This is a genomic window from Isoptericola sp. NPDC056618 (genome assembly GCF_042792715.1).
GTDB classification, from domain to species: Bacteria; Actinomycetota; Actinomycetes; order Actinomycetales; family Cellulomonadaceae; genus Isoptericola; species Isoptericola nanjingensis.
On sequence record NZ_JBHTVZ010000005.1, the window covers coordinates 141,285 to 166,561 of the forward strand.

A 25,277-nucleotide genomic window follows, 5' to 3' on the forward strand; every position below is an offset into this window, starting at 1 on the left:
GTCGCGGGCGGGCCCCCCGCCCCGCCGCCCCCGTCTGTGGGCTGCCCCCCCCGCCCCGGCCCCCGGCGCGCGTCGCGCGTGCTGACTTGATCCTCACACGGGCCGTTCGAGGATCAAGTCAGCACGCTCGATGCTGCAGGTCAGACGCCGGCGGGACCGGCGACCACGTCCTCCTCGTCCATCACGGGGGCGCTGAACTGCGACTCGTAGAGCCGCGCGTAGGCTCCGCCGGCGGCGAGCAGCGTGTCGTGGTCGCCCTGCTCCACGATCTGCCCGTGCTCCATGACGACGATGGTGTCGGCGTCGCGGATGGTCGACAGGCGGTGCGCGATGACGAACGACGTGCGGTTCGCCCGGAGCGCGTTCATCGCCTGCTGCACGAGCACCTCGGTGCGGGTGTCGACCGAGCTCGTCGCCTCGTCGAGCACGAGGATCTCCGGGTCGGCGAGGAACGCCCGGGCGATGGTCAGCAGCTGCTTCTCGCCCGCCGAGAGCGAGGTCGCCTCGTCGTCGAGCAGCGTCGCGTACCCGTCGGGCAGCGTGCGCACGAACGGGTCCACGTGCGTGGCCTCGGTCGCGGCGAGGAACTCCGCCTCGCCGACCGTGGCGCCGTCGCGCACCCCGTACCGCAGGTTCTCCTCGATGGTGCCCTTGAACAGCCATGTGTCCTGCAGCACCATGCCGATCCGCGAGCGCAGGTCGTCGCGCGTCAGGTCCCGGCTGTCCACGCCGTCGAGCGTGATCCGGCCGGAGTCGACCTCGTAGAACCGCATGAGCAGGTTGACCAGCGTCGTCTTGCCGGCGCCCGTGGGGCCGACGATCGCGATCGTCTGCCCGGGCTCCGCCACGAGGTCGAGGTGCTCGATGAGCGGCGTCTCGGGGTCGTAGGAGAACGAGACGTCCTCGAACGCGACCCGGCCCCGCACGTGGTCCAGCCGGCGCGGGTCGGCCGGGTCCGGCTCCTGCTCGGGGGCGTCGAGCAGCTCGAAGACCCGCTCGGCCGACGCGACGCCCGACTGGAGCAGGTTCATCATCGACGCGATCTGCGTGAGCGGCTGCGTGAACTGCCGCGAGTACTGGATGAACGCCTGGACGTCTCCCAGGGACAGCTGCCCCGAGGCCACGCGCAGCCCGCCGATCACGGCCACGATCACGTAGTTGAGGTTGGCGAGGAAGCCCATCGACGGCTGCATCGTGCCGGAGATGAACTGCGACTTCCGGGAGGCGTCGTAGAGCGCCTCGTTCTCCGCGGCGAACGTCGAGGCCGCCGCCTCCTGGCGCCCGTAGACCTTGACCAGCGAGTGCCCGGTGAACATCTCCTCGACGTGCGCGTTGAGCCGGCCCGTGGCCGCCCACTGCGCCACGAACTGCGGCTGCGACCGCTTGGCGATCTGCATGGTGAGGATCACCGACAGCGGCACGGTCACCAGCGCGACCAGCGCCAGCACCCACGAGATCCAGAACATCATCCCGAGCACGCCGATCACCGTGAGGACGGAGGTCACGAGCTGCGCGAGCGTCTGGGTCGTCGTCTGCGCGACGTTGTCGATGTCGTTGGTCACGCGCGAGAGGATCTCGCCCTTGGCCTGCTTGTCGACGTAGCTCAGCGGGATGCGGTGCAGCTTGGCCTCGACGTCGTCGCGCAGGCGGCGCATCGTGTTCTGCACCGCGATCGTCATGATCCGCGCCTGCAGCCACCCGAAGAGGAACGCCCCCAGGTAGATGGCGATCACCCACATCAGGATCTCACCGAGCCGGGTGAAGTCGACGCCCTGGCCCGCGACGACGTCGGGCAGCGAGGAGATCAGGCCGGCCTGTGCGCTGTCCCCGGAGGCGCGCAGCATGGCGGCGGCCTCGTCCCCGGTGGTCCCGGCCGGGACGCCGGCCGCGGTGAGGGCCTTGCCGACCACCCCGGCGAAGATGACGTTGGTCGCGTCGCCCAGGATCTTCGGCCCCGCCACGGTGAGCGCCACCGAGACGATCCCGCACAGGGTGAGCAGGACGACGCGAGCCCGCTCGGGACGCATCACCCCCGCGAACCGCCGGAGCGACCCGCGGAAGTCCATCGCCTTGGCGCCCGGGGCGCCACCCATGCCACCCATGGGGCCGTGGCCGCCGCCACGGGGGCCGCCGGCCGGACGGGCCGGTGCCTTGCGTTCGGTGCTCATGCCGCCTCCTCGAGGGACATCTGGGAGGTGACGATCTCCTGGTAGGTCTCGTTGTCCGCCAGCAGCGCGGCGTGCGTGCCGCGCCCGACGATGCGCCCGTGGTCGAGCACGAGGATCTGGTCGGCGTCGCGGATCGTCGCCACGCGCTGCGCGACGACGAGGACGGTCGCGTCCTGCGTGCGCGGCCGCAGGGCGGCGCGCAGCCGCGCGTCCGTGCTGTAGTCGAGGGCCGAGAACGAGTCGTCGAACAGGTACACGCGCGGGCGCCGGACGACGGCGCGCGCGATCGCGAGCCGCTGGCGCTGCCCGCCGGAGAACGTCGTCCCGCCCTGGGCGACCGGCGCCTCGAGCCCCTCGGGGAGCGCCTCGACGAAGTCGCGCGCCTGCGCGATCTCCAGCGCGGCCCACATCTCGTCCTCGGTCGCGTCGGCCTTGCCGTAGCGCAGGTTGTCCGCCACCGTGCCGCTGAACAGGAACGCCTTCTGCGGCACCAGGCCGAGCTGCGACCCGAGGTCGCCCGTCGCCAGGTCGCGCACGTCCACGCCGTCCAGGAGCACGCGCCCGTCGGTGACGTCGAAGAGCCGCGGCACGAGGTTGAGCAGCGTCGTCTTGCCCGCGCCGGTGGAGCCGATGATCGCGGTCACCCGGCCGGGCGACGCGCTGAACGTCAGGTCGTGCAGCACGGGCTCGTCGGCGCCCGGGTAGCGGAACTCGACGCCCTCGAACGTCAGCTCGCCGCGCGGCCCCTCGCCGTCGGCCAAGGACGTGAGGGAGACCGGCGCGGACGGCTCGGTGACCGAGGTCTCGGTGTCGAGGACCTCGGAGATGCGGCCCGCGGCGACCGAGGCGCGCGGCACCATCATCACCATCATCGTCGACATCATGACGGCCATGAGGATGTACATGATGTAGCTGAGGAACGCCATGAGCGCGCCCACCTGCATCTGGCCGTTGTCGATGCGCTGCGCGCCGAACCAGAGCACGGCGACGCTCGACGCGTTCATGATGAGCATGACCATCGGGAACGCCAGCGCCATGAGCTTGCCGGCGTTCAGCGACGTGTCGTACAGCGCCTCGTTGGTGGCTCCGAACCGCTCCAGCTCGCGGTCCTCGCGGACGAACGCCCGCACCACCCGCAGGCCGGTGATCTGCTCGCGCAGCACGCCGTTGATGGCGTCGATCCGCTTCTGCATCGCCTTGAAGTAGGGCACCATCCGCCACATCAGCAGGCCCATCGCGATGCCCAGCACGGGCACCACGACGAGCAGCAGCGCGGAGAGCTCGACGTCCTCCTGCAGCGCCATGATGACGCCGCCGACCAGCATGATCGGCGCCATCACCATGATGGTGAAGGTCATCAGCACGACCATCATCACCTGCTGCACGTCGTTGGTGGTACGGGTGATGAGCGACGGGGCGCCGAACTGGCCGAGCTCGCGGGCGGAGAAGCCCTGCACCGAGTCGAACAGGTCGCGGCGCACGTCACGGCCCAGCGCCGTCGCGGCCCGGGCGCCCAGGAACACCGCGCCGATCGCGCAGGCGACCTGGACGAGGCTCACGACGAGCATCCACCCGCCCACCCGCATGATGTAGGCCGTGTCCCCGGTCGTCACGCCGTTGTCGACGATGTTCGCGTTGAGGGACGGCAGGTAGAGGGAGGCGAGCGTCGCGAGCAGCTGGAGCACCAGCAGCAGGCCGACGGCGCCGGCGTAGGGGCGCAGATAGGTCCGCGCCAGGGAGACGAGCATCAGGGCTCCAGGGGGTGGGAGGTACGGGGCGTCGCCGTCCCGGGGGGATTCTCGGACGCGGTGTGCTTCCGGTGCGCAGTGTTCTGCGTCGCGGTGGCCTCGGGCACGTGTTTTTCTGCTCGATCCTCCGCGATGCCGTTGACGAGCGCATCGGCGACCACCCGGGGCGAGGGTGCCGGCAGCAGGTGGTCGACGCGGGCGTGCGTGCCGGCGATGCTCGCCTCGACCAAGGCCACCGCGACCTCGATCGGCACCCGGAGGCGGTGCTCGTCGGGCTGCAGCACCCCGATCAGGCCGGCGACCGTGGCCTCGCGCTGCTGCTCCCGCTGCTCCATCAGCTGCGCGCGGAAGTCCTGCACGTGCCCGGGCTCGACCTGGTCGCGCGCCCCGGTGCGGTGGTGCAGCGCGCGCAGCACGCCCATCCAGCGCATGACGTCGCTCATCCGCCGGCGGCCGAGCTCGATGACTCGCTCGAGCCGCTCCTCGAGCGGCGCCTCGCGGTCGATCGCCGCCAGCTCCGCGCGCGTCTCGACCGGCCCGGACGCACGGTGCAGCCCCTCGACCGCGACCGCGCCGATGAGCGTGTACTTGTCCCCGAAGGCGCGGAACAGCGTGCCCTCGGCGACGCCGGCGGCGTCCGCGAGCTCGCGCGACGTGACGTCGAGGCCGAGCTCGCCGACGAGCGGGAGCACGGCGTCGACGATCGCCGAGCGGCGGTCGTCCGGCGCCATGGGGGCGGCACGACCGGTCGGCGTGGGCGTGGGGCTCATGGGCGCCACACTAAATGAGTGAGCACTCACTCCGCAACGTTGGGCACGACGTCGGCACGGCGTCCGGAGGCCCGTCGACGGCGCCTCCCGCTCCCTCGACCCCTTCCGCCCCGTTCCGTGCGGCTCCGAGCACGCACGACGGGAGGGCCGCCACCCTGGGGTGACGACCCTCCCGTCCGATCCGTGCCGCGCGGTGGCGCCTCGCGGCGTCCTACTGCTGCGGGTCCTCCGGCTCGCCACCGAGCGAGCGCGGCTGCGCCCCGGGCGACGGCGGCGCCGTCGGGCCGTCCGACGGCCGCTGGCCGCGCTCGGCGGACGGGTCGAACGGCGCACCCGACCGGGTGCCCGCGCTGGTGGCGTCCGCCGTGGCGGCCTCCGCCTGGCGCCGCGCCTCCGCGAGCGCCTCGCCCGGGTCCTCCAGGGCCTGCGCGGGAAGCGACGACGGCCGCGGCCGCGGCTCGGCGGCGCCCTCGTCGTCGGCGGGCGGGGTGGGGATGCCGGGGGTGCCGGGCACGCCGCCGAAGCCCTTGGCGATCGAGCCGAGCGCCGCGGTGAACTCCGTGGGCACCACCCACAGCTTGGACGCGTTGCCGTTGGCGATCTCCGGCAGCATCTGCAGGTACTGGTAGGCCAGCAGCTTGGGGTCGGCGTCGCCCTCGTGGATGGCGCCGAACACCTGGAGGATGGCGCGCGCCTCACCCTCGGCCTGGAGGATCTTCGCCTGGGCGTCGCCCTCGGCCCGGAGGATCTGGGACTGCTTCTCGCCCTCGGCCGTGAGGATCTGCGACTGCTTGACACCCTCGGCCGTGAGGATCGTGGCGCGGCGGTCGCGCTCGGCGCGCATCTGCTGCTCCATCGCGCCCTGCACGGAGGCGGGCGGCTCGATCGACTTCAGCTCGACGCGGTTGACGCGGACGCCCCAGCGGCCGGTGGCCTCGTCGAGCACGCCGCGCAGCTGGCCGTTGATCTGGTCGCGGCTGGTGAGCGTCTGCTCGAGGTCCATGGACCCGACGACGTTGCGCAGCGTGGTGACGGTGAGCTGCTCGATACCGGTGATGTAGTTCGCGATCTCGTAGACCGCCGACTTCGGCTCCGTCACCTGGAAGTAGATGACCGTGTCGATGCTCACCACGAGGTTGTCGCTCGTGATCACCGGCTGCGGCGGGAAGGACACGACCTGCTCGCGCAGGTCGACGCCGGCGCGGATGCGGTCGACGAACGGCACCAGCAGGTGCAGCCCGGGCTCGAACGTCTTGTTGTAGCGACCGAGCCGCTCGACGATCAGCGCCGTCGCCTGCGGCACGATGCGCACGGCCTTGACCAGCGCGACGATCAGCACGATCGCCAGGATGATGAGCACCACGTAGAGCACGATGGTGCCGGGTTCGGTATCGGACACGTCGGTCCCTTCTGTCGACACTGTCGACGACCCTGTCGACGTCGTCGACATCGGACGGTTCCGCCGGTCCCCCCGGCGGGTCGTGCAGACCCCGGGCCGGGCGGACGGACCGCCGGCACCCGGGGGACGTCAGGCGGAGCGTTGCTCGTGCGTCGTGGCCACCGGCGCGACGACGGCGGTGGCGCCGTCGATCCGCACGACGCGCACCTCGGCGCCCACGGGCACGCGCCCGGTGGAGTTCGGGATGCCGTCGTCCTCGAGGCGGGCGCTCCAGACCTCACCCTGCAGCTTGACGCGGCCGCCCGTCTCGGTGACCTCCGCGAGGACGAGGGCGGTGCGGCCGACCTGGCCCGCGGCGTTGGTCTCGACGAGCGGGACGCGCTGGCGCAGGTGGCGCAGCAGCCACGGGCGGAGCGTGAAGAGCAGGAGCACGGACACGACGCACGCGACGACGATCTGCAGCCAGAGCTCGCCGCCCGCGGCGGCCGTGACGGCCCCGCCGAGTGCGCCGCCGGCGAGCATGATCAGCACGAGGTCCAGCGAGAGCATCTCGATCGCGGCGAGCAGCAGCGCGCCTCCGACCCACCACAGCCAGGAGTCCATGGACCTCTCCCCTCGTCGTCCCCCCACGGGGGCATGTGGTGCCGGACGAGCCCTCAGGGAAGAGACGCCCCCGCCACCAGGTTTTGCACAGACTTTACCAAGCCTGAGACGACGCGGGAAGCCGTTTCAGCGACCGGCGGGTCGCGCCGCGCGGGCCAGCCAACGGCCCCCGCCGTGGGCGACCATGAGGGGCGTCCCGAACGCCTGCGAGAGGTTGTCCGCGGTGAGCACCTCCTGGATCGGACCCGCGGCCTGGATGCCTCCGCGCTTCATGAGCATGAGGTGCGTGAACCCCGGCGGGATCTCCTCGACGTGGTGCGTCACGAGCACCAGGACCGGCGACGCCGGGTCGGCCGCGAGCTCGGCGAGCGCCCCGACGAGCTCCTCGCGGCCCGCGAGGTCCAGGCCCGCCGCGGGCTCGTCGAGCAGCAGGATCTCCGGGTCGGTCATGAGGGCACGGGCGATCTGCACGCGCTTGCGCTCGCCCTCCGAGAGGGTCCCGTAGTAGCGGTCCGACAGGTCGGCGACGTCGAACGCCGCGAGCAGGTCCTTGGCCCGCTGCTCGTCGAACTCCTCGTACGTCTCCTGCCAGCGGCCGGTCACGCCGTACGCCGCCGTGAGCACGACGTCGCGCACGGTCTCGCTGCCCGGGATGCGATCGGCGAGGGCCGCGGACGCGAAGCCGATCCGCGGGCGCAGCTCGAAGACGTCGACGCGGCCCAGCCGCTCGCCCAGGAGCTCGGCCGTGCCGGCCGTGGGGTGCGAGCGCGCGGCGAGGATCTGCAGCATGGTCGTCTTGCCGGCACCGTTCGGGCCGAGGACGACCCAGCGCTCGCCCTCGTTCACCTGCCAGTCCACGGCGTCGAGGATGGTGGTGGTACCGCGTCGAACGGTGACGCCCTGCAGGTCGAGAACCGCGCTCATGAGGCCCGACCCTACCCGAGCCGCGCGCCGCGACCGGCCCGCGACCCGGCCTGCGACGACGGCGCCGGGACGTCTACTGTGAGGGCCGTGGAGACCGACCCGACCGCGCTGCCCCGCAGCGTCGTTCTGGCGCTCTGGCTCGCCACCACCGGCGCCGCCCCCGGCGTCGTCGTGCGCAGCGTGCAGGGCGACGACGAGCCGCACGGCGTCGTGGGGATGCCGGGGCGGGAGGACGACGCCGACCTGCGCGCCCTGGTGACCGCCTGGCTCGCCGGGCCCCGCGAGGTCTGTGCCCTGCTGCCCGCGCCCGGCGACCTCGGCGGCACGCCCGCCGCGGTCAGCGCCGAGGCCACCGACGCCGGCGAGTGCGTGATGATCACCACCCCGGCCGGGTCGTGGGCCGCGGTCCCGGCCGTCACGGCGTTCGGCAGCGCGCTGGAGCCGGGCCACCTCGTGGTCTGGCAGGTGCGGCCCGTGCCCGCCTGGTCGACCCACGTCGCCGGGACCCTCGGTTCGCTCGCCGACGCCGAGCAGGAGCTGCGCACCAGCCTCGTCACCGCGACCGACGCCCTCGACGCCCTCGACGTCGCCCGGTGGCGCGACGACGCCGCGGACGCCATCGAGCGGCTGCGCGGCGGCAGCACGGACGGCTGGCCCGTGCCCGCGCTGGACGGCCGCCGGGCCCGGGTGCTGCAGCTCGCCACCCGGCTGCTCGCGATCGTCGACCTCGCGACCGTCGACGACGGCGGCGCCGTGAACCTCTGGCAGTCGGACCAGCGGTCCACCGCCCTGCGCGAGGTGGAGCGCACCGCCCGGCACGCCCTCAGCGCCGCCACCTACGCCGCGGTCCGCTGACGGTCCGACGGCGCGCGTGGCGCCCGGTCAGCCCGCGAGGACCGACCGGTAGACGTCGAGGGTGCGCTCGGCCACGGCCTCCCAGGAGAACAGCTCCTCGGCGCGGCGCCGGCCGGCCTCCCCCATCGCCGTCGCACGCGCGGGGTCGGCGAGCACCCGCTCGAGCGCGGCCGCCAGGTCCGCCACGAACCGCTCCGGGTCCAGCGGCGTGCCCGTGCCGTCGTCGGCCTGCTCGATCGGCACGAGCGCTCCCGTGACGCCGTCGTCCACCACCTCGGGGATGCCGCCGGTCGCGGTGCCGACCACGGGCAGGCCGACGGCCATCGCCTCGAGGTTGACGATCCCGAGCGGCTCGTACACCGACGGGCAGACGAAGACGGTGCTCGCCGCGAGCACGGCGACCAGGTCGGGGCGGGGCAGCATCTGCTCGATCCACACCACCCCGGCCTCGGCACCGGAGCCGCCGGGGCCGGCGACCTGCGCCGCGCCCGTGCCGCCGCGGGCGCGGCGCAGGTCGGCGACGAGCCCGCGCACCTCCGCCATGAGCTCCTCGGTGTCGGGGGCGCCCGCGCACAGCACGACCTGCACCTCCCGCGGCAGCCGCGCCGCGGCGCGCAGCAGGTACGGCAGGCCCTTCTGCCGCGTGATGCGGCCGACGAACACGACGGCCGGGCGCTCGGGGTCGATGCCGAGCTCGCGGACGACCCGCTCGGCCGTCGGGTCGCCGTCCGCCGGGCGCCGCCAGCCCGCGAGGTCGATGCCGTTGTGCACGACGTGCACGCGCTCGGGATCGAGCTCCGGGTAGACCCGGAGGATGTCGGCGCCCATCCCGGCGGACACCGCGATCACGCCCGCGGCGCCCAGGTAGGCGGTGCGCTCCGCCCACGACGACAGGGCGTACCCGCCGCCGAGCTGCTCCGCCTTCCAGGGCCGCAGCGGCTCGAGCGAGTGCGCCGTCACGACGTGCGGCACCCCGTGCAGCAGGCCGCCGACGTGCCCGGCGAGGTTGGCGTACCAGGTGTGCGAGTGCAGGACGTCGGCTCCCCCGACGTCCTGCGCCATCGCCAGGTCCACGCCGAACGTGCCGAGGGCGGGGTTGGCGGCGGCGAGCTCGGCCGGCACGCCGTACCCGGTGACGCCCGCCTCGGCGTCGTCGCCGGCGCGCGGCCCGTCGAAGCAGCGCACCCGCACGTCGGCGTGCCGGCGCAGCACCGCCGACAGCTCCGCCACGTGCACCCCGGCGCCGCCGTAGACGTGCGGCGGGTACTCGCGGGTCAGCAGGTCGACCCGGAACGGGCCGCGTGCGGGACTGCTGGAGAGGGTGCTTGCTGGGCTGCTGGCTGGCGTGCTCACGCGGCCAACCTAGCGGGGTCGGCGGGTCGCGGGCGCGGCGGCCTGCGACGCCCTAGGGTCGTGGCATGGCGTCGACCCAGCCCCGCGTGCTCGCGATCGTCCTCGCCGGCGGCGAGGGCAAACGCCTCATGCCGCTCACCGCGCACCGTGCCAAGCCGGCGGTCCCCTTCGGGGGCATCTACCGGCTCGTCGACTTCGCGCTGTCCAACATCATCAACTCGCACTACCTGCACGTCATCGTGCTGACCCAGTACAAGTCGCACTCGCTGGACCGGCACATCTCGAAGACGTGGCGCATGTCGTCGCTGCTCGGCAACTACGTGTCGTCGGTGCCCGCGCAGCAGCGGGTCGGCAAGCACTGGTACCTCGGGTCGGCGGACGCCATCTACCAGTGCCTCAACATCATCGACGACGAGCGGCCCGACATCGTCGTCGTGGTCGGCGCGGACCACGTGTACCGCATGGACTTCTCGCAGATGGTGGAGGCGCACGTCTCCTCGGGCGCCCGCGCCACGGTGGCCGCCATCCGGCAGCCGATCGCGATGGCCGACCAGTTCGGCGTCATCGAGGTGGACCGCGAGGACCCGACGCGGATCAGCGAGTTCCTGGAGAAGCCGGAGAGCCCGGTGGGGCTGCCCGACTCCCCCACCGAGGTGCTCGCGTCGATGGGCAACTACGTGTTCGACGCCGACGCGCTCGTCGAGGCCGTCACGAAGGACTCGGCCGACCCGGACTCCCGGCACGACATGGGCGGCGACATCATCCCCGCGTTCGTCGCCGAGGGCACCGCCGGCGTGTACGACTTCATCCGCAACGAGATCCCCGGCTCCACCGACCGCGACCGCGACTACTGGCGCGACGTCGGCACCATCGACGCCTACTTCGAGGCCAACACGGACCTCATCGCGGTGCAGCCCGTGTTCAACCTGTACAACGAGGACTGGCCGCTGCTCACCGGGTACACCGGACTGCCGCCCGCCAAGTTCGTGCACGCCGGGCCGGGGCGCCTGGGCCACGCCGCCGACTCGATCGTCTCGCCTGGTGTCCTCATCTCCGGCGCGACCGTGGCAGGGTCCATCCTGTCCCCGGGCGCGCACCTGCACTCGTGGGCCACCGTCACGGACGCCGTCGTGATGGACAACGTCCAGGTGGAGCGGCACGCCCAGGTCCACCGCGCCATCCTCGACAAGAACGTGGTGGTGAGCGAACGGGCCCGCGTCGGCGTCGACCACGACGAGGACCGGGCCCGCGGCTTCACCGTCTCGGAGTCGGGGATCACCGTCGTCCCGAAGGGCACCGTCGTTGCTTGACCCCGCTCCCCGTACCGCCACCGCCCCCGCCAGTTCCGCGGACGGCGGCGCCGAGGCGCCGCGCCGCCGGCTCGTCGTCACCGACGTCGACTCCACGTTCATCACCGCCGAGGTGATCGAGCTGCTCGCCGACCACGCCGGCACCCGCGCCCAGGTCGCCGAGGTGACGGAGCGCGCGATGCGCGGCGAGCTCGACTTCGCCGGCTCCCTGCGCGAGCGCGTCGCCACGCTGCGCGGGGTGCCCGTCGAGGCCCTCACCGCGGTGCGCGAGGCCGTCGTGCTGACCCCCGGCGCCGCCGACCTCGTGAGCGAGGTGCACCGCCGCGGCTGGGAGTTCGGGCTCGTGTCCGGCGGCTTCGCCGAGATCCTCGGCCCGATCGCCGACGCGCTCGGCATCGGCCGCTGGCGCGCCAACCGCCTCGAGGTGGCCGACGGCGTGCTCACCGGCCGCACCGTCGGACCGGTCGTCGACCGTGCCGACAAGGCCGCCACGCTGCGCCGCTGGGCCGCCGAGTGCGGGCTCGAGATGGTCGACACGGTCGCCGTCGGGGACGGCGCCAACGACCTCGACATGATCGACGCCGCGGGCATCGGCATCGCCTTCGCGGCCAAGCCGCTCGTGCGCGCGCAGGCGCCGTTCAGCGTGGACGGCCCCCGGCTCGACGACGTGCTCGGCGTCATCGACGCCGTCGACGCCGCGGCGGGCCGCGGGCCCGGCAGCATCCGCCCCTGAGCCGACGGTCCTGACCGCACCGGCCCGAGCGCGCAGCCGTAGCGCGAAACCCCTGGCAGGGGCCAGGATCGGACCATGGCGACGACGGTCGAGACCAACGCGCTCAACACCATCGACGAGTCCGAGCGGCACGGGAGGCCGCGGGACCTGTTCTGGCCGTGGTTCGCGGCCAACGTGTCCGTGCTGGGCCTGGGCTACGGCGCGTACCTGCTGGCGTTCGGCGTGTCCTTCTGGCAGGCCGTGGTCGTGGGTTCGGTCGGCATCGTGGCGTCGTTCCTGGCCTGCGGGTTCATCTCCCTCGCCGGCCGGCGCGGGTCGGCGCCCACGATGGTGCTGAGCCGGGCGGCGTTCGGCGTGGACGGCAACCGGCTGCCGTCGCTGCTGTCCTGGATCCTCACCGTGGGCTGGGAGACGGTGCTGGTCGCCCTCGCGACGCTCGCCACCTCGACCGTGCTCGGCACGCTCGGCTGGGGCGGTGGCACCGTGACGCAGGTCGTGACGCTCGCCGTCGTGGCCCTGGTCGTGGTGGCCGCGGGGATCTTCGGGTTCCAGCTCGTGATGAAGCTGCAGCAGGTCATCACCGTGCTGACGGCCGTGCTCACGGTGGTCTACGTCGTGCTCGTCGCGGGCCACGTGGACTGGGCGACCGTCGCGGCCATCCCGCCCGGGCAGGCGCCGCAGGTCATCGGCGGGCTCGTCTTCATGATGACCGGCTTCGGCCTCGGCTGGGTGAACATGGCGGCCGACTACTCGCGCTACCTGCCGCGCACGGCGTCCGGGCCGGGCGTCGTCGGCTGGACGACGTTCGGCGCCTCCCTCCCACCGGTGCTGCTGCTCGTCGCCGGGATGCTGCTCGCAGGCTCCGACCCCGCCCTCGCCGACGCGATCGGCGCCGACCCGATCGGCGCCCTGGCCGTGCTGCTGCCGGAGTGGTTCCTCATCCCCTTCATGGTCGTGGCCCTGGCCGGGCTGATCGGCGGCGCGGCGCTCGACATCTACTCCTCGGGCCTCGCCCTGCTGTCGCTGGGGCTGCCCGCCCCGCGCTGGGTGGCGGCCGCGATCGACGGCGTCCTCATGGTGCTCGGCGCCACCTACGTCGTCTTCGTCGCCGACGACTTCTTCGGCCCGTTCCAGGGCTTCCTCATCACGCTCGGTGTGCCGATCGCCGCCTGGTGCGGCGTGCTGCTCGCCGACATCGCGCTGCGCCGCAAGGACTACGCCGACGACGAGCTCGCGGACCGGCGGGGGCGGTACGGCAGCGTGCGGTGGACGGCGGTGCTGCTCGTCGTGGCGGGCACCGTCATCGGCTGGGGCCTCGTCACCAACACGTACGCCGGGTGGCTGTCGTGGCAGGGCTACCTGCTGGGGCCGCTCGGCCTCGGCGGCCGCGACGGCCAGTGGGCGGGTGCGAACCTCGGCGTGCTCGTGGCCCTCGCGCTCGGGCTGCTGGGCACGTTCGTCCTCTCGGCGCGCGCGGTGCGGCGGCAGGAGTCGGCGCAGGGGTCGGCGTGAGCGCCGCGCTCGTCGTGGTCGACATGCAGGTGGTCTTCGCCCGGCCGGGCAGCCCGTGGGCCGCGCCGGGCTTCGACGCCGCGGCCGCGAATCTGCGACGGCTGCTGCCGGCCTTCGCCGGCCGGACGGTGTGGACCCGGTACGTGGCGCCCCGCGCGCCGCAGGGCGCGTGGCGGGAGTACTTCGCGCAGTGGCCGTTCGCCCTCGTGCCGCCCGACGACCCGCTGTACGGCTTCGCGGACGGCCTGGACCCCGCCGGCGCGCCGGTCGTCACCGCCACGACGTTCGGCAAGTGGGGGCCGGAGCTCGACGCGGCCACCGGGCACGCGGACGAGCTGGTGGTGGCCGGCGTCTCGACCGACTGCTGCGTGCTGTCCACGGTGCTGCCCGCCGCGGACGCCGGGCGGCGGGTGCGGGTGGTGGCCGACGCGTGCGCCGGGGCGAGCGACGCCGACCACGCGCGGGCGCTCGACGCGATGCGGCTCTACGCGCCGCTGGTCGAGGTCACGACCGTCGACGAGGTGCTCGGCGGGCTGCCCGACGAGGGTCGCGGCACGACCTGACGGTTCAGGAGGGGCGGCCGACGTGCACGAGGCGGGCGCCGTCGCGGCCCCACTCGGCCCACGGCTCCGCGGACTCCAGCACCGCGTAGGTGGCGGTCGGCACGCCCACGCGTACCTGCGCGACGGCCGCGGCGTCCGAGCCGTCGCCCGCGAGGTACGCCGCCGTCGCCGCCATCGTCGGCTCGTGCCCGACGACGAGCACGGTGCGCGCCGACGCCTCGACCACCCGCAGGAGGCCGAGGACGTCGCGCACGCTCGCCTCGTAGAGCTCGTCGCGCACGTCGAGCGCGGTGTCGGCGGAGCCGTCGAGGTGCGAGGAGGCCAGGTCCCAGGTCTGCCGGGTGCGCAGCGCGGAGGACACCAGCGCGAGCTGCGGCCGCAGGCCCGCCGCGGTGAGCGCCATGCCGACGCGGCTCGCCTGCTTGCGACCGTTCAGCGCCAGCGGGCGGCGGTCGTCGGGGATCACGCCCTTGCCGGGCTCGGCCTTGGCGTGCCGCAACAGCACGAGGCGCCAGGTCGGCGCGTCGCCCTCGGCCTGCGTTACCGCTCTCATGCGCTCCGTCTCACAGGTCGTCCCAGGGGCCCGTGCCGGGCCCCCGACCCGTCACTGACCCATCGCGTGCACACCGCCGTCGACGTGGACGATCTCCCCGGTCGTGGCGGGGAACCAGTCCGAGAGAAGTGCCACGACGGCGCGCGCAGCCGGCTCCGCCGTCGTCTGGTCCCAACCCAGCGGGGCCCGCTGCGGCCAGGCGTCCTCCATGGTCGCGAAACCCGGGATGGACTTCGCGGCCGTGGTGCGGATGGGCCCGGCGGAGACGAGGTTACACCGGATGCCGTGGGGCCCGAGGTCGCGGGCCAGGTACCGGTTGGCGGACTCCAGGCCCGCCTTGGCGACGCCCATCCAGTCGTAGACCGGCCAGGCGAAGGAGGCGTCGAACGTGAGCCCCACGTAGGCGCCACCGGACATCAGCGGGCGGGCCGCCTCGATGAGCGACTTGTACGAGTACGTCGAGACCTGCAGGGCCGTCGCGACGTCGCCCCACTCGGCCGAGAGGAAGTTGCCGCCCATCACGGTCTGCGGGGCGAAGCCGATGGAGTGCACGACGCCGTCGAGGCCGTCCACGTGCTCCTTGACGCGCTCGGGGAGGGCCGCGAGATCCTCCTCGCTGGTGACGTCCAGCTCCACCACGGGCGCCGTGACCGGCAGCCGCTTCGCGAACGCCTGCGTGAGCTTCATCTGGCGGCCGAAGGAGGTGAGCACCACCTCGGCGCCCTCCTCCTGGGCGAGGCGGGCCGCGTGGAACGCGATGGAGCTGTCCGTGAGGACGCCGGTGACGAGGAGCTTCTTGCCGTCGAGCAGAGCCATGATGACCTTCCGGTTGTGCGGGGGTGAGGAAGCGAGGGGGCAGGGCCAGGGCTGGTCAGTGACCCATGCCGAGGCCGCCGTCGACCGGGACGACCGCGCCGGAGACGTACGCCGCGGCGTCGGAGGCGAGGAACTCCACGACGCCGGCGACCTCGTCGGTCGAGGCGAAGCGGCCCGCGGGGATGGACGCCTTGTACTGCTTCTGGGTGGCCTCGGGCAGCGCCGCGGTCATGTCGGTCTCGACGAAGCCCGGCGCGACGACGTTCGCGGTGATGCCACGACCGCCGAGCTCCCGGGTGATCGACCGGGCCATGCCGACGAGCGCGGCCTTGGACGACGAGTAGTTCACCTGGCCGGGGCCGCCGTAGAGGCCCACGACCGAGCCGACGAGCACGATGCGGCCCTTGCGCGCGCGGATCATCCCCTTGGAGGCGCGACGCACGCAGCGGAAGGTGCCGGTGAGGTTGACGTCGAGCACGGTCTCGAACTCCTCGTCGCTCATGCGCATGAGGAGCTGGTCGCGCGTGACGCCGGCGTTCGCGACGAGCACCTCGACCGGGCCCAGGTCGGACTCGACGGCCGAGAACGCGGCGTCGACGGCGGCGCTGTCGGTCACGTCCGCGACATAGCCGTGCACCCCGTCCGGCAGGTCGCCGCCGCGGTAGAGCGTGGCGACCGTGTCGCCCGCGGCGACGAAACGCTCGGCGATCGTGCGGCCGATGCCGCGCGCCGCACCGGTCACGACGACGACCCGTCCGGCGGGCGCGGCGGGCTGGGGGGCGGGGGCGTCGGTCACGGGTTCTCCTCGGCTGTCGTGCTCGTGGTCGGGGCGGTGCGGCGGGCGGTCGGGCACGGCCGACGCCCTGGTGACGCTACCCCGAGCGAGCGGCCACGCAGGGTCGCGGCGCGTCACACGTCCTCGCGACGCTTTGTCGGATCCCTACAAGGCGAGGCGATCGGCGGAGGGGTCCATGGGCCTCCGCGCGCCGTCCTAGACTGGCCGGGTGAGCAACGCCCGCGCGACCTCTCCCGGTCCGCGCCCCTCCGGAGGCCGCCGCCACGGTGCTGACCAGGGCGCCGAGGTCCCCTCGATCACCAGCGCCCCCGAGCCGCTGGAGGAGGACCAGGCGCGCCGCACGCGGCGCTACCTCGTCCAGATGGGGATCCGGATCGTGTGCTTCCTCGGCGCGGTGCTCGTGGACGTCCTCTGGATCCGGCTGGTGCTGGTGGCCGCCGCGGTCGTCCTGCCCTACTCGGCGGTGCTCTTCGCCAACGCCGGCCGCGACCGCGTCTCCTACGACACCTCGCCGATGGTCGACGTCGCGCCCACCGAGCTGACCGCGTCCGCCCAGGACGACGCCGGCCCGCACCGCCAGGAGGCGTCCGGGCCGGAGACGTTCGACGGCCCGCACCGCGTCGTCGAGCACCAGGACGACCCGGCGGACGAGAACGAGGCCAAGAACGAGAACGAGAACCCCGGAGGGACCCGCTGATGGACGTGCTCGGGACGAACGCCGACCCGGTGGCGGGCGAGCTGGTCTGCTCCGCCAAGGGCTGCCGCGCCGAGGCCGCGTGGGGTCTGCTGTGGAACAACCCGCGGCTGCACACCCCGGAGCGCCGCAAGGTGTGGCTCGCGTGCGACGACCACCGCGAGCACCTCGAGCAGTTCCTCGGTGCGCGCTCGTTCTGGAAGCAGACCGTCCCCGTCGCGGAGCTCGATCGCGCGTGACGACCGACCGTTCCTCGACCGACACGCACCCGACGGGCACCCCCCTGGCGCCGGACGAGCGCCGCTCCCCCGACGCGCCGACGCCCCCGCGCACCCGCCGGCAGTGGATCACGCTCGGCCTGGGCGCCGTGCTCCTGGCCGCCGTGTGCGTCCTGGCGGCCGTGTGGCAGTGGCACCGGTACACCTGGCGCGAGGCGCAGATCGACCTGGTGCAGTCCAACTACGCGGCGGCGCCCGTCCCCCTCGCCGACGTGCTGCCCGAGCCCGGCGCCGTCCTCGACCCGGACGACGAGTGGCGCCCCGCCGTCGCGACCGGCACCTACCGGCCCGAGGACACGGTGCTGCTGCGCAACCGCCCCGTCGGCGGCCAGCCCGGCTTCCACGTGCTGGTGCCGCTCGAGACCACCGGGGCGGACGGGCAGCCGGTCGTCCTCGTCGTCGACCGGGGGTTCGTGCCGCTGGGCGAGGACGCGAGCGCGCCGTCCTCCGTGCCCGACCCGCCGGCCGGCGAGGTCGAGGTGACGATGACGATGCGGCCCGACGAGCCCGCCTCCGACCGGGGCACCCCGGCGGGGCAGGTGCAGGCGATCCACACCGATCAGGTGCTCGCCGCGGGCCCGGACGGCGCCGCGTGGGCCGACGGCGCCACCGTGGGCGGGTACGGACAGCTGCGCTCCGAGGACCCGGCCGCCGCGACGACGCCGGGGGCCCTCCCCGAACCGGACACCGACCCGGGGTCGCACCTCAGCTACACGGTGCAGTGGTGCATCTTCGCGCTCGGCGCGCTGGGCGGCTACGTCGTGCTGTGGCGCCGCGAGACCCGGCCGGTGCACGTGACGGCGGGCGACCTCCTCGCCGCCGGCGACGGCCCGGACCCCCTGGACGGGACCGGGGGGCCGGGCGCCGCCGTGCGCCCCCAGCGCCCCCGCCGGCGGAAGGTCGACGAGGACTACGAGGACGCGCTGCTGGACGCCGCCGAGAGGCCGCGGGCCGACGCCGACACGCCCGCCGACGGGCGTCAGGCCAGCGACACCAGCTCGGCGTAGTCCGCGGACCACAGGTCCTCGTCGCCGTCGGGCAGCAGCAGCACCCGCTCCGGGTTGAGCGCCTCCACGGCGCCGTCGTCGTGGGTGACCATCACGACGGCGCCCTCGTAGGTGTCGAGCGCCCCGAGGATCTCGGCGCGCGACGCCGGGTCGAGGTTGTTGGTGGGCTCGTCGAGCAGCAGCACGTTCGCGCTCGAGACGACGAGCGTGGCGAGGGCGAGGCGGGTCTTCTCGCCGCCGGACAAGACGTTCGCCGGCTTCTCCGCGTCGTCGCCGCTGAACAGGAACGAGCCGAGGACCGAGCGCACCTGCGTGTCCGTGAGGTCGGGGGCGGAATGCCGCAGGTTCTCCACGACCGTGGCGTCCAGGTCGAGGGTGTCGTGCTCCTGGGCGTAGTAGCCGATCTTCAGGCCGTGCCCCGGCACGACGCGGCCGGTGTCCGGCTCCTCCACGCCGCCGAGGATGCGCAGCAGCGTCGTCTTCCCGGCGCCGTTGAGCCCGAGGATGACGACGCGCGACCCGCGGTCGATCGCGAGGTCCACGCCGGCGAAGACCTCCTGCGAGCCGTAGCTCTTGGACAGCTCCTCGGCGGTGAGCGGGGTGCGGCCGCACGGCGCGGGCTTCGGGAACCGCAGGTGCGCGACCCTGTCGGCGCGCCGCTCGCCCTCGACGCCGGAGAGCATGCGCTCCGCGCGCTTGATCATGTTCTGCGCGGCGGTGGCCTTGGTCGCCTTGGCGCGCATCTTCTCGGCCTGGGCGACCAGGGCGCCGGCCTTCTTCTCGGCGTTGGCGCGCTCGCGCCGGCGGCGGCGCTCGTCGGTCTCGCGCTGCGCGAGGTAGGCGTCCCAGCCGAGGTTGTACTGGTCCAGCTCGCCGCGGTTGGCGTCCAGGTGGAACACCTTGTTCACCGTGGCGCGCAGGAGGTCGTTGTCGTGGCTGATCACGATGAACCCGCCGCTGTACGCCTTGAGGTAGTCGCGCAGCCAGGCGATCGAGTCGGCGTCGAGGTGGTTGGTCGGCTCGTCGAGGAGCAGCGTGTCGACGCCCGAGAACAGGATCCGCGCCAGCTCGATGCGGCGGCGCTGACCGCCGGACAGCGTGTTCAGCGGCTGGGCCAGGACGCGGTCGTCGAGGCCCAGGTTGCTGGTGATCCGGTGCGCCTCGGACTCCGCCGCGTACCCGCCGGCGGCGAGGAACCGCGCCTCGAGCTTCGGGTAGCGCTCGAGCGCCGCGGCCTGCGTGTCGGCGTCGGCCGAGGCCATGAGGCCCTCGGTCTCGCGCATCTGCGTGACGATGTGGTCCAGCCCGCGCGCGCTGAGCACCCGGTCCATCGCGACGACGTCGAGGTCGCCCGTGCGCGGGTCCTGCGGCAGGTAGCCGATGTCGGTGCCCCGCGTGATCTGCCCGGCCGCGGGGAGCGTCTCGCCCGCGAGCGTCTTGGTGAGCGTCGTCTTGCCCGCACCGTTGCGGCCGACGAGGCCGATGCGGTCGCCCGGGGCGATGCGGAACGTCGCCTCGTGCAGGAGGGTGCGGGCGCCGAAGCGCAGCTCGACGCCGTGGGCGGTGATCAAGGCAGGGGTGTCCTTCGACAGGGGGTGGGAGGCCCCCTGAGTCTAGTGCTCCCGGGGTCCGGCCCACGACGACTTAAGTCACACTCCCGCCGCTCTCGGTAAGGTTCGCGCGTGAACCGCGCCCCTCGCCCGACGACGGCCGTCCTCGCCGTCGTCGTGGTCCTCGCCGGCCTCGCCGGCCGCGCCCTGCTCCCGCACGCGGTCGGCGGGCCGCTCGGGGACGCCCTCTACGCGACGCTCGTCGTGCTGCTCGTCGCGTTCCTCGCCCCGCGCACGCGCCCCGTCGTGGCCGGCGTCGTCGGGCTCGTCGTGTGCGCGGGGATCGAGGCGGCCTGGCTGACCGACGTCGCCGGCCAGGTGGTCGCGCGGTTCCCGCTCACGCGGTATGTGCTCGGCACGGCGTTCACGCCCACCGACCTGGCGTGGTACGCCGCCGGGGCCGTGGTGGGCGCGGCGCTGATCGCCCTGACCCGCCCCCGGCCGCGCGGGGTCGACCTCTCGCTGCGGCACGTGCGCGCCGCGACCGGTGCCCGACGACGGGTCGCGCGCGTCGCGGTCCCCGTGGTGCTGGTCGTCGCGCTCGCCGCGGGCGGCGGCGCCCTGGCCTGGGTGCTGCGTTCCGAGACCCAGGAGCTCTCCGCGCGCGTCGTCGTCGCGCAGGACGCCCTCGACGGTTCCGCCGACCGGGTGGCCGACGCCGGCGTCCGCGACGACCTCGCCGCGACGATCGACGAGGCCCGCGCCCTGCTCGACGCGACACCGGTCCTGGACCGGATGCCCGGCGACGCGCCCGCGCTCGCGACGCGCCTCGACGGCGACGTCGAGGCGGTGGAGGCCTCGCGCCTCGCCTTCGCCCGCACGCAGGCCGCCGACGCGCGCGACGCGCTCGCCCCGGTGGCGCGTCGCGCCGACCGCGTGCTGGCCGCGACCGACGAGCTCGCCGAGAGCGGGCAGGACGCCGGCGAGAGAGTGCGTGCCTCGTCCCGCGACGCGCTCGGCACCGCGGACGAGCTGACCGCCGAGACCCAGGACGACCGGCTCGCCACGGCGTCGTTCACGGAGCTCGAGTCCGCCGCGGCGGACCTCGCCGCGCTGCGCACCGACCTGGCCGACGCGACCACGGACCTCATGACCGCGCAGGACGCCGTCGTCTGCCCCGAGCCGGACCAGGTGTGGTTCCCGGAGGCCGGGAAGATCTCGGCGAAGAAGCTCGCGCCGATCCCGTGGGCGCCGCAGTACTCCGTGCGCGCGGACGTCCTGGACGGGCTGGTGGAGCTCGACGCCGCCTACCGCGCCGAGTTCGGCCAGCACCTGACGGTGAACTCCGCCTACCGCAGCTACGACCAGCAGGTCGAGGTGTACGACCCGGACGACCCGAACCCGCTCGCCGCGCCGCCCGGCTGCTCCAACCACGGCCTGGGCACCGCCGTCGACATCTCCATGGGCCCCGAGGGGTTCGACGGCGCGCGCTACGCCTGGCTCAAGGAGCACGCCGAGGAGCACGGCTGGACCCACCCCGGCTGGGCCGAGCCCGACGGGCGCCTCCCGGAGCCGTGGCACTGGCAGTCGGTCGAGACGCCGACGGAGTACTGAGGAGCGGGGCTCCGGCGTCCCGTCACGCCCCCGGGAGGCGCCGCACGTCGAACGGGACCTCGCGCGCGCCGTCACCGTCGCGCTCGACGCGCAGGACGGGGCGGTCGGGCCGCTCGCTCACGGCCTCGACGGGCGCGCCGTCGACGAACCGCAGGGCGGCGTACTCGTCCACCGCGTACCCCTCCGCGAGCGCCCCGGAGGCCACCCAGCCGAGGTACGCCTCCCGACGGTCCGCCTCGCCCAGGTAGTGCGGGCACGCGCTGCCCGGCACGAGCCCCAGGCCGTCGTCCAGCGGGGCGAGCGGGCCGAACGAGTCGGTCGACGAGGACTCGAACCAGCAGTTCATGCCCGCGCTGATGCCCGCGAGGACCGTCCCCTGCGCCGCGGCCCGGGCGAGCAGGTCGGGCAGGCCGTGCCGCCGCCACACGACCAGCAGGTTCGCCGTCGAGCCGCCGCCCACGTACACGACGTCCTGCTCGAGCAGCATCTCCGGGTCGGCGTAGCCCCACGGCTCGTGGCAGAAGAGCGACAGCACCGACGTCCGGGCCCGCCCGGCGAACGCCTCCTCGAAGCGGTGCGCGTACCCGCCGTCGTCGCCGCTCGCGGTCGGCACGAAGCACACCCTCGGGGTGTCCTTGCCGGTGAGGTCGAGCAGGTGGTCGTCGATCGCGGAGGAGCCGTCGTCCGACATCGAGAATCCGCCGCCACCGAGGGCGAGCACCGTACCGGTCATCGTCGCGATCATGCCCGCACCCTACGGAGCGGGCGGCGGCACGGCCCGTCGTTTTCCGCGCGGCCGCTTCCCGCGCGATCACCCGGGCCCCGGCCTAGCGTGGGGCCCGTGACCTTCAACGAGGGCGGCGAGTTCGAGGGTGGCCGGGTCCGCAAGGGCGCGGGCGGGCGCCGCGGTGCGGTCGTCGGCGGCGGCATCGGCGCCATCGTCGTCGCGCTGCTGGCCGTGTTCCTCGGCGGCGGCGACCTGGGCCAGCTCACCGGTGCCCTCGGCGGCGCCGTCCAGGACGCCGGGGCGCCCGCGGGCGACGGGCAGGAGCAGTACGTCGAGGCGTGCACGGCCGAGCAGGCGAACACCGACCGCGAGTGCCGGCTGTCGGCCACCGTGCAGTCGCTCGACGCCTACTGGGAGCGCGTGCTGCCGCAGCAGGCCGGCGTGGAGTACGCGCTGCCGCCGGTGGAGAGCTTCTCCGGGTCGACGACGACGGGGTGCGGCTCCGCGACCAGCGCGACGGGACCGTTCTACTGCCCGCCGGGCCAGACGGTGTACGTCGACGTCTCGTTCTTCGACCAGCTGAGCTCCCAGTTCGGCGCCGAGGGCGGGCCGCTCGCCGAGGAGTACGTCGTGGCGCACGAGGTGGGCCACCACGTCGAGCAGCTCACCGGCGCGATGGACGCCGCCGACCGGCGCGGCAGCGGGCCCGAGTCCGACTCCGTGCGCATCGAGCTCATGGCCGACTGCCTCGCCGGCATGTGGGCGGGCTCCGCCGCGACCGAGGTCGACCCCGACACCGGCGTGACGTTCCTCGACCCGGTCTCCCCCGCCGAGCTGCGGCAGGCGCTGGACGCGGCCGCGGCCGTCGGCGACGACCGCATCCAGCAGCGGGCCACGGGTCAGGTGAGCCCGGAGGGCTTCACCCACGGCACCTCCGAGCAGCGGGTGCGGTGGTTCACCGTCGGCTACGAGGGCGGCACCCTGGACGACTGCGACACCCTGGCCGCGCGTGCTCTCTGACGCTCGACCCGGCCGCGCCGGGCGCTCCCGGCTGCATCGACGCAGACGGGCCCCTACGATCCGAGCATGGGTGACGCGCCACGGCTGCACACGATCCTGGTGACCGGAGCGGCGGGGCCCGCGGGCAGGGCGCTCGGCCCTCAGCTCGCACGCCGCGCCGACGCGGACCTCCGACGGGTGGTGGGGGTCGACCTGGCGCCGACCGCGGGCACCGGCTACGACGTGGTCGAAGCCGTGCCCGCGGCAGCCGACCCCGCCTACGACGCGGCGACTCTCGACCTGCTGCGCCGTCACCGTCCCCGTCTTGTCGTGCCCACCGTCTCCGACGAGCTGCCGCGGCTCGCGGTGCTCGCGGCGGCGGCCGGGCTCGGGACGACGGTCGTGCTCTCGGCGCCGGGTCCCACTGCCGTCGCCGCGGACAAGCTCCTCACGATGTGGTCGCTCGAACGGCACGGGGTCTCCGTCCCCCGGCACCTGCCCGCCGACGCGCTGGGCTCGGCGGCCGAGGCCTTGGCCTGGGCCGACGGACCGGTCGTCGTCAAGCCGCGCGTCGCCCGCGGCGGGCGGGGCGTGCACGTGGTGGAGGACCCGGACGACCCGGTCTGGGCGAGCACGGACGCGTCCTGGGTGGTGCAGGCCTTCGCCCCTGGGGCCGAGTACAGCCCCCAGGTGTACCGCTCGCCCGCCGACGGACGCTGCGTCGTCGTCGTGCTCGAGAAGACGGGCCGCAAGGAGGGTCGCGTGGGCAACGCCACCGCGGTGGAACGGCTGCCCACCGGGACGGCGGACGACGTCGCGAAGCTCGCCGCCCGCACCGCGGAGGCGCTCGACCTCGTCGGCCCGCTCGACATGGACGTCCGGCTCCTCGCGGACGGCACGCCCGTGGTCCTCGAGGTCAACGCCCGGTTCGGCGCCGTCTCGGCGGCCGCACCGGAGGTGCTCGACGCGGTCCTCGACGAGTGGCCCTCGACGAGCGATCGGGTGGCGCCGTGACGTCCGTCCTCGCCGCGCTCGTCCTGGTGCTCGCGCTCTCGCTGCTGGTGGTCGGGCTGGTCCGCCTCGCGTTCGTGCCCGCCGCTCTCGTGTTCGAGGCCCGGCGCCGGCGCGACGACCCCGGCCCGGCCGGTTGCGGCCCGATGTTCCCCGAGACGCCCATGGTGAGCGTCGTCGTGCCGGCGTACGAGGAATCCGTGGTGATCGAGAACTGCGTGCGCTCCGTGCTGCGCAGCGAGCACCCCTCGCTCGAGATCGTGTGCGTCGACGACGGCTCGTCCGACGACACGTTCGCGCGCATGGAACGGCTCGCGGCGGAGCACCCCCAGGTGCGAGCCCTGCGCCAGGACAACGCCGGCAAGGGAGCGGCGCTCAACACAGGGATCGCGGCGGCGCGGGGCGACGTCCTGGTCCTCGTCGACGCGGACGGCCTGTTCCGGCCGGACACGGTGACGCGGCTGCTGCGCGGGTTCCGCGACGATCGGGTCGGCGCCGTGTGCGGGAACGACCGGCCCGTCAACCTCGACCGCGTCCTCACCCGGCTGCTGTCCCTCATCAGCCACGTGGGGACGGGGCTCATGCGCCGTGCGCTCGACGTCCTGGGGTGCCTGCCGATCGTGTCGGGGAACATCGGCGCGTTCCGGCGGGACGTGCTCGACCGCGTCGGCGCGCTGCACACCGACACCCTCGGCGAGGACCTCGAGCTGACATGGCGCGTCGCGCGGGCGGGCTATCGGGTGACGTTCGCGCCCGACGCCCTCGTCTACGCCGAGTCCCCGTCGACCCTGCGCGGCCTGTGGCGCCAGCGCGTGCGGTGGGCCCGCGGCCTGCTCCAGGTGACCTCCATGCACCGCTCGATGGTCGGCAACCCGCGCTACGGCGCGTTCGGCGTGTACCTGCTGTACAACACCGCGGCCCAGGTCGTCGCACCGTTCGTGCAGGTGCTGGCCATGATCGCGCTCGCGGTCCTCGTGCTCGTCGACGGGCCCTCGTGGGTGCCGTCGTCCTGGTGGGGATGGGTGCTCCTGCTCGGCCTCCCGCTGTCGCTCGCACTGCTGCTGCTCGCGGTCCTCCTGGACCGGGCACCCGGGGACCTCCGGCAGCTGTGGACCCTCCCGTTGTGGCCCGTCTACTCGCTGATGATGACCTTCGTCGTGCTCGACGCCGCGCGACTGGAGCTCGGGAACGCGGAGAACCGATGGAACAAGCTGGACCGGAGCGGGACGGTGTCGGTGCGCGGGCTCGTCGACGACGATGGCCCTGGCTCCTGACCGTCGCCGCCACGCTCGGC

At 74.1% G+C, this 25,277-nt stretch carries 24 protein-coding genes; 12 read left to right on the forward strand and 12 right to left on the reverse strand.

Annotation, left to right across the window (positions count from 1 at the left end; genetic code table 11):
• Positions 1–140: 140 nt before the first annotated feature.
• The 6 genes from ACFQ8T_RS09295 to ACFQ8T_RS09320 form a co-directional block, all read right to left on the reverse strand.
• Complete coding sequence (locus tag ACFQ8T_RS09295; RefSeq protein ID WP_430546255.1) at positions 141–2,168, reverse strand: ABC transporter ATP-binding protein; 2,028 nt, start codon at positions 2,166–2,168, stop codon at positions 141–143.
• The gene (locus ACFQ8T_RS09300) at positions 2,165–3,916 is read right to left on the reverse strand and encodes an ABC transporter ATP-binding protein (protein ID WP_430546256.1); all 1,752 of its coding nucleotides are present in this window, start codon (positions 3,914–3,916) and stop codon (positions 2,165–2,167) included. The genes ACFQ8T_RS09295 and ACFQ8T_RS09300 overlap by 4 nt, the downstream gene beginning before the upstream one ends.
• Positions 3,916–4,686 (reverse strand): TetR/AcrR family transcriptional regulator, encoded by a 771-nt coding sequence (locus tag ACFQ8T_RS09305; protein WP_430546257.1) that lies wholly within the window; start codon positions 4,684–4,686, stop codon positions 3,916–3,918. Before ACFQ8T_RS09305 ends, ACFQ8T_RS09300 begins: the two co-directional genes overlap by 1 nt.
• A 211-nt stretch (positions 4,687–4,897) precedes the next feature.
• Entirely contained in the window at positions 4,898–6,085 is a 1,188-nt protein-coding gene (locus ACFQ8T_RS09310) for an SPFH domain-containing protein (protein WP_430546258.1), read from the reverse strand.
• Between the two features lie 129 nt (positions 6,086–6,214).
• Positions 6,215–6,688: an NfeD family protein gene (locus ACFQ8T_RS09315; RefSeq protein ID WP_430546259.1), complete on the reverse strand. Its 474-nt coding sequence runs from the start codon at positions 6,686–6,688 to the stop codon at positions 6,215–6,217.
• A 126-nt stretch (positions 6,689–6,814) separates the two neighbouring features.
• On the reverse strand, positions 6,815–7,612 hold the full coding sequence (locus ACFQ8T_RS09320) for an ABC transporter ATP-binding protein (protein ID WP_430546260.1): 798 nt from the start codon (positions 7,610–7,612) through the stop codon (positions 6,815–6,817).
• An 87-nt stretch (positions 7,613–7,699) separates the two neighbouring features.
• On the opposite strand from ACFQ8T_RS09320, the gene ACFQ8T_RS09325 reads away from it, so the two are divergent.
• Positions 7,700–8,467, forward strand: coding sequence for a hypothetical protein (locus ACFQ8T_RS09325; RefSeq protein ID WP_430546261.1), 768 nt, complete (start codon positions 7,700–7,702; stop codon positions 8,465–8,467).
• 27 nt (positions 8,468–8,494) lie between these two features.
• Here ACFQ8T_RS09325 and glgA read toward each other — a convergent pair whose 3' ends face one another.
• Positions 8,495–9,748, reverse strand: coding sequence for a glycogen synthase (gene glgA / locus ACFQ8T_RS09330; RefSeq protein WP_430546345.1), 1,254 nt, complete (start codon positions 9,746–9,748; stop codon positions 8,495–8,497).
• Between the two features lie 137 nt (positions 9,749–9,885).
• Here glgA and glgC point away from each other — a divergent pair, with 137 nt between their 5' ends.
• The 4 genes from glgC to ACFQ8T_RS09350 all read left to right on the forward strand — a co-directional run bounded on the left by glgC (position 9,886) and on the right by ACFQ8T_RS09350 (position 13,938).
• A complete protein-coding gene (gene glgC, locus ACFQ8T_RS09335; RefSeq protein WP_430546262.1) occupies positions 9,886–11,130 on the forward strand; it encodes a glucose-1-phosphate adenylyltransferase in 1,245 nt (414 codons plus the stop codon).
• The gene (gene serB / locus ACFQ8T_RS09340) at positions 11,123–11,863 is read left to right on the forward strand and encodes a phosphoserine phosphatase SerB (protein WP_430546263.1); all 741 of its coding nucleotides are present in this window, start codon (positions 11,123–11,125) and stop codon (positions 11,861–11,863) included. The genes glgC and serB overlap by 8 nt, the downstream gene beginning before the upstream one ends.
• Positions 11,864–11,938: 75 nt before the next feature.
• On the forward strand, positions 11,939–13,375 hold the full coding sequence (locus tag ACFQ8T_RS09345; RefSeq protein ID WP_430546264.1) for a purine-cytosine permease family protein: 1,437 nt from the start codon (positions 11,939–11,941) through the stop codon (positions 13,373–13,375).
• Positions 13,372–13,938, forward strand: a complete 567-nt coding sequence (locus ACFQ8T_RS09350; protein WP_430546265.1) for a cysteine hydrolase family protein — start codon at positions 13,372–13,374, stop codon at positions 13,936–13,938. Before ACFQ8T_RS09345 ends, ACFQ8T_RS09350 begins: the two co-directional genes overlap by 4 nt.
• A 4-nt stretch (positions 13,939–13,942) precedes the next feature.
• Here the strand turns inward: ACFQ8T_RS09350 and ACFQ8T_RS09355 are convergent, their stop codons facing one another.
• The 3 genes from ACFQ8T_RS09355 to fabG are packed head-to-tail and all read right to left on the reverse strand — an operon-like array spanning position 13,943 to position 16,103.
• Positions 13,943–14,491, reverse strand: coding sequence for a SixA phosphatase family protein (locus tag ACFQ8T_RS09355; RefSeq protein WP_430546266.1), 549 nt, complete (start codon positions 14,489–14,491; stop codon positions 13,943–13,945).
• A 51-nt stretch (positions 14,492–14,542) separates the two neighbouring features.
• A complete protein-coding gene (gene fabI, locus ACFQ8T_RS09360; RefSeq protein ID WP_430546267.1) occupies positions 14,543–15,307 on the reverse strand; it encodes an enoyl-ACP reductase FabI in 765 nt (254 codons plus the stop codon).
• Between the two features lie 55 nt (positions 15,308–15,362).
• Positions 15,363–16,103, reverse strand: a complete 741-nt coding sequence (fabG, locus tag ACFQ8T_RS09365; protein WP_430546268.1) for a 3-oxoacyl-ACP reductase FabG — start codon at positions 16,101–16,103, stop codon at positions 15,363–15,365.
• Between the two features lie 208 nt (positions 16,104–16,311).
• On the opposite strand from fabG, the gene ACFQ8T_RS09370 reads away from it, so the two are divergent.
• From ACFQ8T_RS09370 to ACFQ8T_RS09380, 3 genes are read left to right on the forward strand one after another with little or no spacing between them, the layout of a single operon-like run.
• On the forward strand, positions 16,312–16,800 hold the full coding sequence (locus tag ACFQ8T_RS09370) for a DUF3099 domain-containing protein (protein ID WP_430546269.1): 489 nt from the start codon (positions 16,312–16,314) through the stop codon (positions 16,798–16,800).
• Positions 16,800–17,036 carry a hypothetical protein gene (locus tag ACFQ8T_RS09375; RefSeq protein WP_430546270.1) on the forward strand — a complete coding sequence of 79 codons (237 nt, stop codon included), beginning with the start codon at positions 16,800–16,802 and terminating at the stop codon, positions 17,034–17,036. The genes ACFQ8T_RS09370 and ACFQ8T_RS09375 overlap by 1 nt, the downstream gene beginning before the upstream one ends.
• Positions 17,033–18,082: an SURF1 family protein gene (locus ACFQ8T_RS09380; RefSeq protein ID WP_430546271.1), complete on the forward strand. Its 1,050-nt coding sequence runs from the start codon at positions 17,033–17,035 to the stop codon at positions 18,080–18,082. The genes ACFQ8T_RS09375 and ACFQ8T_RS09380 overlap by 4 nt, the downstream gene beginning before the upstream one ends.
• On the opposite strand, the gene ACFQ8T_RS09385 is transcribed toward ACFQ8T_RS09380, so the two are convergent.
• Positions 18,055–19,653 carry an ABC-F family ATP-binding cassette domain-containing protein gene (locus ACFQ8T_RS09385; RefSeq protein WP_429763285.1) on the reverse strand — a complete coding sequence of 533 codons (1,599 nt, stop codon included), beginning with the start codon at positions 19,651–19,653 and terminating at the stop codon, positions 18,055–18,057. The two genes, ACFQ8T_RS09380 and ACFQ8T_RS09385, sit on opposite strands and share 28 nt — an antisense overlap.
• Before the next feature lie 111 nt (positions 19,654–19,764).
• Between ACFQ8T_RS09385 and ACFQ8T_RS09390 the strand changes: the two genes are divergently transcribed.
• Positions 19,765–21,246, forward strand: coding sequence for a DUF2809 domain-containing protein (locus tag ACFQ8T_RS09390; RefSeq protein ID WP_430546272.1), 1,482 nt, complete (start codon positions 19,765–19,767; stop codon positions 21,244–21,246).
• Between the two features lie 22 nt (positions 21,247–21,268).
• On the opposite strand, the gene ACFQ8T_RS09395 is transcribed toward ACFQ8T_RS09390, so the two are convergent.
• Positions 21,269–21,991, reverse strand: a complete 723-nt coding sequence (locus ACFQ8T_RS09395; RefSeq protein ID WP_430546273.1) for a Type 1 glutamine amidotransferase-like domain-containing protein — start codon at positions 21,989–21,991, stop codon at positions 21,269–21,271.
• Positions 21,992–22,087: 96 nt separating this feature from the next.
• On the opposite strand from ACFQ8T_RS09395, the gene ACFQ8T_RS09400 reads away from it, so the two are divergent.
• From ACFQ8T_RS09400 to ACFQ8T_RS09410, 3 genes are all read left to right on the forward strand, one after another.
• Positions 22,088–22,993 carry a neutral zinc metallopeptidase gene (locus tag ACFQ8T_RS09400; RefSeq protein WP_430546274.1) on the forward strand — a complete coding sequence of 302 codons (906 nt, stop codon included), beginning with the start codon at positions 22,088–22,090 and terminating at the stop codon, positions 22,991–22,993.
• Between the two features lie 66 nt (positions 22,994–23,059).
• Positions 23,060–23,986, forward strand: coding sequence for an ATP-grasp domain-containing protein (locus ACFQ8T_RS09405; protein ID WP_430546275.1), 927 nt, complete (start codon positions 23,060–23,062; stop codon positions 23,984–23,986).
• A complete protein-coding gene (locus ACFQ8T_RS09410) occupies positions 23,983–25,257 on the forward strand; it encodes a glycosyltransferase (protein ID WP_430546276.1) in 1,275 nt (424 codons plus the stop codon). The genes ACFQ8T_RS09405 and ACFQ8T_RS09410 overlap by 4 nt, the downstream gene beginning before the upstream one ends.
• Positions 25,258–25,277: the final 20 nt, after the last annotated feature.